The 14,698-nt window shown below is 23.3% G+C and carries 10 protein-coding genes; all 10 read left to right on the top strand.

All coding sequences use genetic code 11. The features are described from left to right. Positions 1-24 precede the first annotated feature (24 nt). The 10 genes from uvrA (at position 25) to HMPREF1871_RS02060 (ending at position 14,350) form a co-directional block, all read left to right on the top strand. Entirely contained in the window at positions 25-2,850 is a 2,826-nt protein-coding gene (gene uvrA, locus HMPREF1871_RS02105) for an excinuclease ABC subunit UvrA (RefSeq protein ID WP_066129410.1), read from the top strand. 103 nt (positions 2,851-2,953) lie between these two features. Next, positions 2,954-3,316, top strand: a complete 363-nt coding sequence (locus tag HMPREF1871_RS02100; RefSeq protein ID WP_066129407.1) for an Asp23/Gls24 family envelope stress response protein — start codon at positions 2,954-2,956, stop codon at positions 3,314-3,316. A gap of 46 nt (positions 3,317-3,362) precedes the next feature. Further along, the gene (locus HMPREF1871_RS02095) at positions 3,363-4,964 is read left to right on the top strand and encodes a DAK2 domain-containing protein (RefSeq protein WP_066129465.1); all 1,602 of its coding nucleotides are present in this window, start codon (positions 3,363-3,365) and stop codon (positions 4,962-4,964) included. Between the two features lie 47 nt (positions 4,965-5,011). Beyond that, entirely contained in the window at positions 5,012-5,536 is a 525-nt protein-coding gene (locus HMPREF1871_RS02090; protein WP_066129403.1) for a CvpA family protein, read from the top strand. A 42-nt stretch (positions 5,537-5,578) separates the two neighbouring features. After that, the gene (locus HMPREF1871_RS02085; protein WP_066129400.1) at positions 5,579-7,924 is read left to right on the top strand and encodes an endonuclease MutS2; all 2,346 of its coding nucleotides are present in this window, start codon (positions 5,579-5,581) and stop codon (positions 7,922-7,924) included. A gap of 16 nt (positions 7,925-7,940) precedes the next feature. Then, positions 7,941-8,249 carry a thioredoxin gene (trxA, locus tag HMPREF1871_RS02080; RefSeq protein ID WP_066129398.1) on the top strand — a complete coding sequence of 103 codons (309 nt, stop codon included), beginning with the start codon at positions 7,941-7,943 and terminating at the stop codon, positions 8,247-8,249. A 132-nt stretch (positions 8,250-8,381) separates the two neighbouring features. Next, a complete protein-coding gene (locus tag HMPREF1871_RS02075) occupies positions 8,382-9,335 on the top strand; it encodes a ribose-phosphate diphosphokinase (protein WP_066129395.1) in 954 nt (317 codons plus the stop codon). Positions 9,336-9,396: 61 nt separating this feature from the next. After that, positions 9,397-9,954 carry an aminoacyl-tRNA hydrolase gene (pth, locus tag HMPREF1871_RS02070; RefSeq protein ID WP_066129392.1) on the top strand — a complete coding sequence of 186 codons (558 nt, stop codon included), beginning with the start codon at positions 9,397-9,399 and terminating at the stop codon, positions 9,952-9,954. A gap of 8 nt (positions 9,955-9,962) precedes the next feature. Further along, positions 9,963-13,487 (top strand): transcription-repair coupling factor, encoded by a 3,525-nt coding sequence (gene mfd, locus HMPREF1871_RS02065; RefSeq protein ID WP_066129389.1) that lies wholly within the window; start codon positions 9,963-9,965, stop codon positions 13,485-13,487. A gap of 68 nt (positions 13,488-13,555) precedes the next feature. Continuing rightward, positions 13,556-14,350: a formate/nitrite transporter family protein gene (locus HMPREF1871_RS02060; protein ID WP_066129386.1), complete on the top strand. Its 795-nt coding sequence runs from the start codon at positions 13,556-13,558 to the stop codon at positions 14,348-14,350. Positions 14,351-14,698: the final 348 nt, after the last annotated feature.

The raw sequence follows: 14,698 nt of genomic DNA, 5'->3' as shown, positions 1-14,698 counted from the left end.
AGTAATTGCAGATAGGAAAATAATATGAATAAAAATGATAAAATTATCATAAAAGGAGCAAATGAAAATAATTTAAAGAATATAAATTTAGAAATTCCCAAAAACAAATTTGTTGTTATTACAGGAGTTAGTGGGAGTGGAAAAACTTCATTAGCTTTTGATACTATATATTCAGAAGGCCAAAGAAGATATATAGAAAGTATAAATACTTATGCAAGACAATTTCTTGGTAATATAAAAAAACCTAATGTAGACTATATAGAAGGACTTTCTCCTTCTATTGCAATTAGCCAAAAAACTACATCACAAAATCCACGTTCAATAATTGCAACAATAACAGAAATATATGATTATTTAAGACTCTTATATGCTCGTATAGGGAAAATATATTGTCCTATACATAATGAATTAATTCAATCGACTTCCATTTCTGAAATAGTAGATAGAATATATAATTATCCAGAAAAGAATAAAATAATGATAATAGCCCCAATAGTGAAAAATAAAAAAGGTTCGCATAAGATTATATTAGAGAAACTGAAAAAAACAGGCTATGTAAGATTTAAAATAGATAATGTAATATATGATGTAGAAGATATACATGAATTAGAAAAAAATAAATTTCATAGCATTAGTGTTATTGTTGATAGATTAATAATAAAAAAAAATATTAAAGAAAGAATAGCAGACTCTGTAGAAAGTGCTTTAAATTTATCAAATAATGCTACTGTAGAAATTCAAGATGTTACTAGTAATAAGGAATTTACTTATTCTACAAAAAATTCTTGCATATATTGTGGCTTTTCATTAGTTAATTTAGAACCTAGCATATTTTCATTTAATAGTCCTCAAGGAGCTTGTTCAATGTGTAATGGATTGGGAATAAATGAGATGATTGATATAGATAAAATAATAAATCAAAATTTATCAATTAATGAAGGAGCAATAAGTATTTTTGAAAATTCTACATCCCCATTCTATCCGAATTTAATTAAATCAGTATGCGAAAAATTTAATATAGATAGAAATATACCTTTTAAAAATTTACCAGATTCTAAAAAACAGATTTTAATATATGGAAATAATGAAACAACAATTAAACATATATATGAGAACAATGAAGGAAAAATAATAAATAAGGATAAATATTTTTCAGGATTAGAGAAAATAGTATTAAAAAGATATAAACAAGGCATGACAAAATCTATAAGAGAAGCAATGAAAAAATATATAAAAGAAGATAAATGTAGACATTGTGATGGTAAAAGATTAAAAAAAGAAATTCTTTCAGTTTATATTGGCGGAAAAAATATTATGGATTTTTGTTCTATGACTATAAATAACAGTTATAGTTTTATAAATAATCTAAAATTATCAGAAAAAGAATATAATATTTCTAAATTGATTTTATTAGAGATATCGTCTAGAATTAAATTTTTAAATGATGTAGGTTTAGGATATTTAACTCTAGATAGAGAAAGTGGAACTTTATCTGGAGGAGAAGCACAAAGAATAAGATTGGCAACTCAAATAGGTTCTAAACTGACAGGAATAACTTATGTTTTAGATGAGCCATCTATAGGATTACATCAAAGAGATAATAATAAATTAATAAATACTATAAAATCAATGAGAGATTTAGGAAATTCTATTATAGTTGTAGAACATGACGAAGAAACAATTTTATCTAGTGATTATATTATTGATATAGGCCCTAAAGCGGGAGTAAACGGAGGAAAAGTAATAGCTGAAGGTACACCTGAAGAGATAATAAAAAATAAAAAATCATTAACTGGAGATTATTTATCAGGAAGAAAAAAAATACTTGTTCCAAAAAATAGAAGAAAAGGAAATGGTAAATTTATAGAAATAATAGGAGCAAAAAAAAATAATTTGAAAAATATTTCATTAAAAATACCTTTAGGTAAGTTTATTGCTATTACAGGAGTTTCAGGTAGTGGCAAGTCTACTTTAATTAATGAAATTTTGTTTAAGCAGTCAATGAATAAAATAAATAATAAAAAAATTGATACTAATTCTTTAAAAAGTATAGAGGGAGTAATAGAAAACATTGATAGAGTTATACAGATAGACCAAAAGCCTATTGGTAGAACTCCTAGAAGTAATCCAGCAACATATATAAGTGTTTTTGATGATATAAGAGAGTTATATTCAATTACAAATGAAGCAAAATTGAGAGGGTATAAAAAAGGTAGATTTAGTTTTAATATAAAAGGTGGGAGATGCGAATCCTGTTGTGGTGATGGTATTATTAAGATAGAGATGCATTTTCTACCAGATGTTTATGTATTATGTGATAAATGTAATGGGAAAAGATATAATAACGAAACATTAGAAATAAAATATAAAGATAAAAATATATCAGAAATATTAGATATGACAGTAAAAGATGCTTATAACTTTTTTATAAATATTCCAAAAATTTCGAAGAAATTAAAAACAATGATTGATGTAGGTCTTGAATACATAAAATTGGGACAAAGTTCTACTACTCTATCGGGTGGAGAAGCACAAAGAGTAAAATTAGCAAGTGAATTACATAAAAAATCGGAAGGAAAAACACTATATATACTTGATGAACCTACTACAGGTTTGCATATGGATGATATAAAAAAATTGTTATCTATACTTAACTTATTAGCCGATTTGGGTAATACTATTGTTATAATAGAGCATAATTTAGATGTTATTAAATCTGCAGATTACGTTATAGATTTAGGACCTGAAGGAGGAGAATTAGGAGGAAATATAATTACAAAAGGGGAACCAGAGGAAATTATTAGTTGTGAAAAAAGTTATACAGGGAAATATCTTAAAAAATTATTATAATTATAATATAAGATATTTTCTATACTTGTAATTTCTATATAAACATTGTATAATTTAACCAATGTTTACTTGTAGGGAAGAAACCAATTTAGGAGGATAATTTATGGCTATCGAAATAAAAAATAATTTAGGTACTATTTTTATAAATGACAACGTAGTCGCTTCTGTAGCTGGTGGTGCTGCTGTTAGCTGCTATGGAATTGTTGGTATGGCAAGTAAAAATCAAGTAAAAGATGGTATTAATGAAATTTTAGGAAAAGAAAATTATTCTAAGGGAATAGTAGTTAACAGAGATGAAAATATTATAAACATAGATATGTATATAATTGTAATATATGGAACAAAAATATCAGTAATTGCAAATAATGTACAGTCAACAGTGAAATATCAAATAGAAAAAACATTAGGAATTAAAATTAATTCGATAAATATTCATATACAAGGAATAAAGGTTGTAGATAAATAGGAGGCTAAAAAAATTGGAAAAGATTAATGGAGTAATTTTTGCACAAATGATTGATATTGGAGCTAAAAACTTATCAAGAAATGCAGAAAAAATTAATGCACTAAATGTTTTTCCAGTACCAGATGGAGATACAGGAACAAATATGAATTTATCAATGACATCTGGAGCGAATGAAGTTAAAAAAAATATAGAAGAAAGCATAGGAAAAGTAGGAAAAAGTTTCTCTAAAGGTTTATTAATGGGAGCAAGAGGTAACTCTGGAGTTATTTTGTCCCAATTATTTAGAGGATTATCACAATATATTGAAGATAAAAATGAAATAGATGCAAAAGATTTTGCTAATTCATTTAAAAATGGAGTCGATATTGCATATGAAGCGGTAATAAAACCTGTCGAAGGTACTATTTTAACAGTAGCAAGAGAATCTGCAGAAGCTGGTGTGAAAATATCTAATAGTACATCTTCAATAATAAAAGTGATGGAAGAAATATTAAAAGTTGCAGAAATCACTTTAAAAGATACGCCTAATAAGTTACCTATTTTAAAAGAAGTAGGAGTAGTAGATTCTGGTGGACAAGGATTGGTGTGTGTATATCAAGGATTTTTAGCTTCATTAAAAGGAGAGGAAATTTCTAATATTTCTGATGTTCAAACTAATATAGTTAATATGAATTTTGATAATGAACATTCTAAAATGGATTTTATTTCTCCAGAGGATATTAAATATGGATACTGTACTGAATTTACTGTAAGATTAGATAAAAATAAAAAAACATATAATGAAAAAATATTTAAAGAAGATTTAAATAAATTTGGAGATTCTCTTTTAGTCATTTCAGATAATGAATATGTAAAAATACACATTCATTCTGAATATCCAGGGAATGTATTTAATTATGGACAAAGTTATGGAGAATTGATAAAAATAAAAGCAGAAAATATGAGAGAACAGCATAGAGAGGTTTTAAAAAACCGAAATAACAAAGAAAAGAAAAAATATGCAATAATTACAGTATCTATGGGTTCAGGATTATCTTCTCTTTTTAAACAATATGGAGTATCTTATGTAGTAGAAGGAGGTCAAACTATGAATCCTTCAACAGAAGATATTTTAAATGCAATAAAATCTGTTTATGCAGAAAATATTTATATTTTGCCAAATAATAAAAATGTAAAATTAGCAGCAAAACAAGCTGCCAAACTTGTTAGTGAAAATGTTTTCGTAATTGAAAGTAAGTCAGCTCCACAAGGAATATCGGCATTATTAATTTTTGATGAAGAAAAAGATCCTAATGAAAATTATGAAAATATGAAAAATGCAATAAAAACGGTTAAGACGTTAGAAATTACATATGCAGTTAGAGATACTAAATTAGATGGAATAGAAATAAAAAAATCAGATTATATAGGAATTATAGACGATAAGATAGTTTGCTCTAAAAATAATATAAAGGAAACATTGCAATATATTATAAATAATTCTGTAGACGAAGATTCTGAGATAATAACAATTTATTTGGGAAAAGATAGTATTGAGGAAAATACATTATTTTTAAAAGATTTAATTTCTAAATATTATCCAGATGTAGAGATTGAACAAGTACAATCACAACAACCAGTATATCCATATATTATAAGTGTTGAATAAAAAATGTTAGTCTATTGATTAACATTTTTTACTTTAAGGAGAATATAATGATAGATATTATAATAATTGTTTTATTTTTATATGGTATTATTAGAGGATATAAAAAAGGATTGATAAAATCACTATTAAATTTTATTAATTTTTTTATATCTTCAATAATATCATTTATGTTGACTAGGAGAATTTTTTTATTAATAGCCAGCACCATTAACATTGACGATATTGTAAAAAATAATGATTTTTTCTCTAAAAATATTAATTTGTCTGAGAATCAAATGAAAATAATTTTATTTTTTATTTTTTTCATTTCAGTAAAATTTATTATAAGAATTATATTTAGGTTATTAAATAAAATATCTAAATTACCTTTAATAAATATATCTAATTCATTTTTAGGAGGAATATTAGGATTTTTACAAGTCTATATAGTATTACTTATTTTTATTTATATAATAATGACATTTAAAGTAAATGAAATATTATATTATGAAATTAATAAATCAATGCTTTCAAATTTTATTTACTATAAAACATCTGATATAATAGAATATTGTTTTGAATATTTTATTTAATTGATATATTAAATGTAAATTAAATATATAAAAGGAGATTTTGTGAAAACGTCTGTTATAAAAAAAATAAATTTAGATTTGATATTGGATGATATAGAAAAATATTGTTTTTCTGAAATGTCTATAAAAAAAATCAAAAATTTACAATATATTAAATCATATGAAGAATTGTTAAAAATACACAAAGAAAATTTAGAAACATATTATTTTATTAAAAATAATGGCAATGAAATAAATTTTAAGATATATGATTACTATGATATATTAAAAAAATCTAAAATTAAAAGTATTTTATCTGAAAAGGAAATATATAAAATATTAAATAATTTAAAAATATATAAAAATTTCAAAAATTTTTTTAAAAAAACTACGCTTGATGAAAATGATTTTCCAATATTATCAGGGTATCTTGATAATGTAGAAGACCATACTAAATTATTAAATTTTTTAAATAAAATCCTTGATGAAGATGGATATATAAGAAATGATGCATCTCATGAACTTAAAACATTAAATATAAACATATTAAAATTTGAAAAATCTTTAGAAAATACTGTTGCAACAATAGTAAAAAAATTTCAGAATAAACTATCTGAAAATATAATAACTAAAAGAAATGATCATTATGTAATATTAGTAAAATCAGAATTTAAAAATGATTTTGATGGTATTATTCATGATAAATCATCTACAGGAAACACTTTTTATATTGAACCTAATGAGATAGTAAATATTTACAATAAAATTTCTATTTTAAAAAGAGAGAAAAAGCAAGAAATAAATAGAATTTTAAAATTAGTTACGGAAACAATATCAAAAGAAACAAATTCTTTAGAACATTCATTACTCAATTTTTCAAAAATAGAATTTTCTTTTTCAAAAATGAATTTTTGTATATCTAAAAATTTTAATCCTCCAATAATTTTAAATAATCAAATTATAAAATTAAAAAATTTATATAATCCATTAATTGACGAATCACATAGAGTAAAAAATGATATATTTTTAAGTAATAATGGAGATTCTTTAATAATAACTGGACCAAATACAGGAGGAAAAACAGTTTTATTAAAAAGTTTAGCGGTGGCTATTTTTCTAGCTCATATAGGCATGTTTATTCCAGCTGATGCTAATTCTAAAATAGGATATTATAAAGATATTTTTATAGACATAGGTGATAATCAATCTATAAAAAATAATTTATCTACATTTTCATCACATATAAAAAACATTATAAATATAGTAAAAAATTCTGATGAAAATAGTATAGTTTTACTAGATGAATTATGTTCTGGAACTGACCCAATAGAAGGAGCTGCACTATCTATAGCAATATTAAATAAGTTTAAAGAAAAGAAAGCAACAATTTTTTGTACAACTCATTATTCAGAAATAAAAAATTATTGCTATGAGTCAAATTATTATAAAAATGCATCTTTATATTTTGATTTGACAACACTTAAACCTACTTATAAGCTTATAATTGGTCTTCCAGGGCAATCAAATGCAATTAAAATTTCTTATATGTTAGGTTTAGAAAAAGATATTATAGCTGATGCTGAAAAAAATTTGAAAAATTTAAAAAATGAAAATAATTTATATGTAGAAAAACTTTCTGAAAATATAAAAAAATATTCAGACAAAATAGCTTTTTTAGATGAACAAATAAAATCTTTAGATGAAATTGAAAGTACATTTATTCACATATTAAAGGACTTTAAAAAATCTAAGGAAGTATTAAATAATAATTTAAAACGAAAATTTAATGAAGAAATAGAATCTAAAAAAATAGAAATAAAAAATATTTACAATAGCATGAAAGACAATTCTAGAACACTAAAGCAACATGAAATAAATGATTATATACAACAAATAGAAAAACTTAGATATGATTTATCAGATAATTGTAATAAAGATATAACTAATAATAATTGTGATAAAATATCTGTAGGAGACAGTGTTTTGGTAATAAAATATAATCAAAAAGCATTAGTTACAAAAATTATAAATGACAAAATTCAAGTGAAATTAGGTCTTTTAAAGATAGTATTGAATAGAAAAGAAGTTATTTTATTAAATAATGAAGAAAAAGAAGATGAAAATAAAAAAACAAATAACTTTATTTTTAAAAGAAATAATGATAATATATCTTTAGATGTTAATGTTATAGGAAAAAATACTGAAGATGCATTAATTGAAGTAGAAAAGTATATTGATAAAGTTCTTATAGCAGGGTATGATTCATTTACTATAATTCATGGAGTAGGATCTGGGATTTTAAGAAAAAATATAGCTAAATATCTAGAAAAAAACAAGTATATATTAAATTTCAGATCTGGTAATGAAAATGAAGGTGGTTTAGGAGTCACTGTTGTTAATATGAAATAATTATAAGGAGAAAAAAATGAAACAAATAAATGATGAAAATTTTTATAAAGAAATAGATAATGAAGGGATAAATCTTATAGATTTTTGGGCACCATGGTGTGGTCCTTGTAAAATGTTAGCTCCAGTATTAGAAGAATTAGAACCAGAATTAGAAAATATTAATTTTATGAAAATTAATATTGATGAAAATCATGAAATTGCAGCTAAACATGGAATTATGTCTATTCCTACATTGCTTATAATGAAAAATAATGAAGTTATTGAAGAACTTACTGGCTTTAGAAGTAAAGAAGATTTAAAAGAAATCTTAAAAAAATATAATTAATTAAAAAAATAGTAATAATTTTTGTTATTACTATTTTTATTTTATTTATAAATTATATAGAAATGAAGTATTCTTTGTGATAAAATAACATAAGAATGAAATTTTAATAATATTAAATTAAGGAGAAATAAAATGCTCGTTGAAGAAAAACCACTTATGTTATTTTCATTAGATTCTAACATACCATTAGCAGAGAAAGTAGCGGAAACGTTAGGAATAAAACTTAGTAAATGTAGTGTTAAAAAATTTAGCGATGGTGAAATATCAATAAATATAGAAGAAAGTGTTCGAGGTAGTGAAGTTTTTGTGTTACAATCTACTAGTAGTCCAGCAAATGAAACTTTGATGACACTTTTAATAATGATTGATGCACTAAAAAGAGCTTCTGTAGATACAATAAATGTTGTTATGCCATACTATGGATATGCAAGACAAGATAGAAAAGCAAGAAGCAGAGAACCAATTACAGCTAAACTTGTTGCTAATTTGATAGAAACTGCAGGAGCAGATAGAGTTATTGCCATAGATTTACATGCACTACAAATACAAGGATTTTTCAATATACCTGTTGACCATTTAATGTGTGTGCCAATTATAGCAAAATATTTCGCTAATAAATTAGATAATTTGGATGATGTAGTAGTAGTTTCTCCAGATCACGGAGGAGTTACAAGAGCTAGAAAATTAGCTGATAAGCTTAATACTCCTATAGCAATAATAGATAAAAGAAGACCAAAACCTAATGTAGCAGAAGTAATGAATATAGTAGGTAATATTCAAGGAAAAACATGCATATTAATAGATGATATAATAGATACGGCTGGAACAATAACATTAGGTGCAAAAGCTTTACTTAAACAGGGAGCGAAAGAAGTATATGCAAGTTGCTCTCATGCTGTTTTAAGTGGACCAGCATTAGAAAGATTGGAAAATTCTCCTATTAAAGAGTTAGTATATGCTGATACTATAAACATACCAGAGAATAAAAAAATAAGTAAGATGGTTCCATTATCAACAGGGGAATTATTGGGAAAAGCTATATATAGGATTCATAAACATGAATCAGTAAGTGATTTATTTGAGTAAAAATAAAAATAAATAAATAAAAGGCAACAATTGTTGTCTTTTATTATTTGAGGAGGTTTTTATGAAATTAATAGTAGGATTAGGAAATCCTGGAGAAAATTATAAAAATACAAGACATAATATAGGATTTATAATATTAGATTATTTAGCAAAATGTAAAGACATAAAATTTGATAAAAAAAAATTCAATTCTGAATATACAATAACATATATAAATAATGAAAAAAATATTTTAGTTAAACCAAACACTTTTATGAATTTATCAGGAGAAAGTGTAAGAAAATTTATGAATTATTATGATATTAAAAAAGATGATTTATTAGTAGTATATGATGATTTAGATACTAAATTAGCTAATTTCAAATTGAAAAATAAAGGAAGAAGTGGAGGGCATAGAGGTATAAAAAATATAATTGAGAATATAAATAGTACTGAATTTAATAGATTGAAAATTGGCATAGGTAGACCTACAAATAAAATTGATATAAAAGATTATGTTTTAGGAAAATTTTCAAGGATAGAATTAGAAGAATTAAAAAATATTTTTGATAAAAGTATTTCTTGCATAGAAGACTTTTCAAAATTATCTTTTCTTGAATTAATGAATAAATATAATTAGGTAGAATAATGATATTAAATGAATTAATAAATATAATAGGGATAAATAAAACTATTGATTATAATATAGAATATTATGGAAATAATATAACAAGTAAAATACTAATAATCTATAGATATTTTATTGATACTAACAATACAATGATAATTTTCACATATTCAGAAAAAGAAGCAGAATATATTCATTCTTCACTATCCAATATAGTTGATGAAGTATTTTTATATCCTGAAATTAAATTTAGTGAATCTTTTATTAATAAAAGTAATGATTTACAAAATATTTCTATAAATATTTTAAATAATTTGTTAAATAATAAAAAAATGATTTTAATAATTACTCCTAAAATTATTTTAAAAAATTTAAAAAATCCTGAAGATTTTTCTAATAGTATAATTAATATAGATTTTAATAAAAATATCTCTTTTGACGAATTACAAGATAAATTAATAAATATTGGATATGAAAAAAAAAGTAATGTATATAATATAGGAGAATTTTCTGTGAGAGGTAGTATCATAGATATATATAGTCCGGTGGGAAAAAATCCTATAAGATTAGATTTTTTTGACTCTGATTTGGATTCTATGAAAGAGTTCGATATCAACACACAAAAGTCAATTAGAAATATAGATAAATGCAGTATATATCCAACGAGTGAATTTTTTTTATCAAATGATGAAAAAGATTTAATAGTAAAAAAATTAAAATTAATATTGTCAAATAATTATAATATCAGTGATCAAAAATTATCAAAATATAGAAATGTTATTTCAAATAAAATAAATGTATATGAAGAAAGTAAAATTTTTAATGGTTTAGAAATTTTTTCTAAATTTATATACGAAAAACAGAGTTTTAATATACTAAATTATATAAAAGAAAATTATGTTATTATATTTGATAATTATAAAAAAATAATAGAAGAAACCAAAGAGTTAAGGGAAAATCTTCATAAAAATTTAAATTTTTATGAAGATAGAGTGGAATATAATTTTGAAAAAGAACTAGGAAATTTAAAAAATAATAAAATTTATTTATCTACATTAAGTTCTAATAATGCTCAGAATTGTAATAATTTAGAGATTAAGGATATTCCTTTATTTCATAATATTAAAATATTAGTATATGAATTGAAAATAAGATTAGAAAAAAATTATAAAATTTTAATTATATATAATACTAATAATCAAAAAGAGTATATAGAAAAAATTTTATATGATTATAATTTAGATGAATTTTTATTTAATAAAATTAAAGAATCAAAAATATGTTTAAAAAAAAGTGAATTTAGATTTAAAGGATTTGAAATTGAAAAAAATAAATTTATATTAATAACGCCAAGAGAATTATTCAAGAAAAATAAAATTAATTCCAAAAAATATTTGTTACAAAATAGTAATTCTGAAAAAATAAGAAATTACCAAGATTTAGAAATTGGAGATTATATTGTACATCTTTTTCATGGCATTGGCATTTATAAAGGTATAAAAAATATCAAGGCGAATGGAGTCTATAAAGATTATTTAGAAGTATCATATAGAGATAATGATAAAATTTTTGTTGATATAGATAATATGAAATATATTCAAAAATATAAATCATCTAGTGATGAAAGTAGGCCTGTTTTAAGTAAATTGGGAACAAAAAAATGGGATCAAACAAAAAAAAGAGTGAAAAAAGAAATTGAAAATATATCTAAAGAATTAATAAAGTTATATATATCTAGAGAAATAAGTAGAGGTTTTTCATTTAGCAAAGATAATGTATTACAGCAAGAATTTGAAAGTGATTTTTTATTTATCCCAACTTCAGATCAATTGAAAGTAACAGAAGAAATAAAAAAGGATATGGAAAATGAAAAACCTATGGATAGGTTGCTTTGTGGAGACGTAGGATTTGGTAAAACTGAAGTAGCTATGAGAATTGCATTTAAGGCTATTATGGATAATAAACAAGTAGCAGTATTAGTTCCTACTACTTTATTAGCTAAGCAACATTATGATAATTTTATAACAAGATTTGCTAATTTTCCGGTAAATATAGATGTTGTTAGTAGATTTAAAACTAAAAAAGAGATAGATAAAATTAAAGATAAACTTAAAAATGGGGAAATTGATATTATAATTGGAACTCATAAATTATTACATGAAACTTTTAAATATAAAGATTTAGGACTTTTGATAATTGACGAAGAACATAAATTTGGTGTTAAACATAAGGAAAAAATAAAAAAATTAAAAAATAGTATAGATGTTCTTACATTAAGTGCTACGCCAATACCTAGAACAATGCATATGAGCCTCATTGGTATTAGGGATTTATCTATCATAGAAACTCCACCATTGCAAAGACATCCCATTCAAACTTATATAGTAGAAGAAAATGAAAAAACCATAAGAGATGCTGTTTTAACAGAAATTCAAAGAGAAGGACAAATATTTTATATTTTTAATAATGTAGAAAAAATGGAAAACAAATATTATTTTTTGAAAAGTATTGTACCTGAAGCTAAAATTGCATATTCTCATGGAAGAATGACAAAAAATCAGATAGAAGAAATATTAACAGATTTTATAGATAGAAAATATGATATACTCCTCACTACTACAATAATAGAAAATGGAATCGACATTTCTAATGTAAATACACTTATTGTAGAAAACGCAGATAAATTTGGATTAAGTCAACTTTATCAATTAAGAGGTAGGGTAGGAAGAAGTAGTAGAATTGCTTACGCATACCTCATGATAAAACCTAAAAAATTACTAAATGAAAATTCTGAAAAAAGACTATTAGCAATGAAAAATTTCACTTCACTAGGAAGTGGTTTTAGAGTTGCAATGCAAGATTTATCTATAAGGGGAGCAGGAGATATGTTAGGTGGTAAACAACATGGTTTTATTGATTCAGTAGGATATACCTTATATTCTCAAATGTTAGAAAAAGAGATATTAGAACAAAAAGAAATCATCAAACCTATAATTAAAAAAGATAAAAATCAAAATATAGAATATTATCAAAATATTTTGAAAAACAATAGCAAAGATATTAAAAATTTATTTGTTGAAAAAGAAGAAAATAATATTCTTATGAACCTTAATGTAAGTGCATATATTCCTAAAGAATATATAACAAGTGATGCGGATAAGTTATATTTTTATAAATTAATTACAAATTCCAATACTATAGAAGAAATAAATAATATAAATAATGAATTAGTAGACAGATATTCTAATTTTCCAAAAGAAGTTGCTAATTTATTAAATATAAATATCATAAGAATTTTATCAAAAAATCTTATGATATCTAAAATAAATGAAAATAAAAAAAATATAGATATATATTTTGAAAAAGATTTTATTGGAAAAATAGATGGTAAATTGCTTTTTATATCATTAAGTAATTATGATAATTTAATAGTTAAATTTGATAAAATTTTAAAAATAACATTAATTTTAGAATCAAATTCAGATAAACTACTTCAGCTAATAAATTTATTTAACGATATTTTATCTGTTCTTTCAGGAAAATGAGCTATTGAAAAAAATAATCTGTTATAGTATAATTTTCTTTGTGAATAAATTTATAAGGAGTAATATATATGACCAAATTGTATTTAGAGCCGAGTGAAATTTTTGAATACTCAGCTGAAAAAGGAAAAGTAAAAGCCAACGCTAACCTAATTTATAAGATAATTCTTGGATTTTTAGGGGGAGCATTTATCAGTGTAGGATATCTAGCATATATAAGAGTAGCTGGAACATTTCCTCATGAGTGGGGAGGTTTTGGTACTTTTGTTGGTGCCTGTGTCTTTCCCGTAGGTTTAATTTGTATATTAATTGGAGGAGGGGAACTCATTACAAGTAATATGATGGCAGTAGGAGCAGCCTGTTTATCTAAAAAAATAGCATTTTCTAAACTATTGAATAATTATGTTATTATTACATTAGCAAATGTAGTAGGAGGACTTTTTGTTGCATACTTTTTTGGACATATAGTAGGTCTTACAGAGGGTGATGTTATCCAAAAAACAATACATACAGCAGAATCAAAAGTTTTTTCTACTCCATTACAGATGATAGTATCAGGTATCGGATGTAACTGGTTAGTAAGTATGGGAGCTTGGTTATGTTTTTGTGCTAAAGATGTTATAGGAAAAATATTAGGAACATGGTTCCCTGTTATGACGTTTGTTGCGATAGGATTTCAACACGTTGTAGCAAATATGTTTGTTATTCCTGCAGCTATGTTTGCTGGTGCTAATATAACATTAGTACAATTTTTGACAAATATGTTATTTGTTTGGATTGGTAACGCTATAGGAGGTATAGGGTTAGTAGCAAGTTTTTATTATTTTGCTTATTACAAATATAAAAGTAAAGATAATTCTAAATAAAAAAACTTGTAAAAAAAATATTGGTTGTACAATATAATCGTTGATAAACGATTTAGAGAAAAAAACAGCTTTAAAATAAAAAAAGAAATATCAACACAAAAGACAAAAGAGTATTTGTTTTTGACGTTGGTATTTTTTTTATAAAAAACATTTATATTTTATATAAAAGAAAAAATAATTTAAAAATTATAAAATTTAATATTATATAAAAAATTGATTGTAATTCAATATTGATTTTATAATATTGTCTTTTATTATTTCATATGCTAAAATATAGAAAGATTAGTATAATCAATTTGTTAAAATTAAGTATATGTAGTTAGTATTACTTGTTATTAGCTGTATATA

The organism is Gemelliphila asaccharolytica (assembly GCF_001553005.1).
Lineage (GTDB): Bacteria > Bacillota > Bacilli > Staphylococcales > Gemellaceae > Gemelliphila > Gemelliphila asaccharolytica.
Note: the sequence above shows the minus strand (reverse complement) of the source record. Positions and strands in the feature narration are given on the sequence as shown.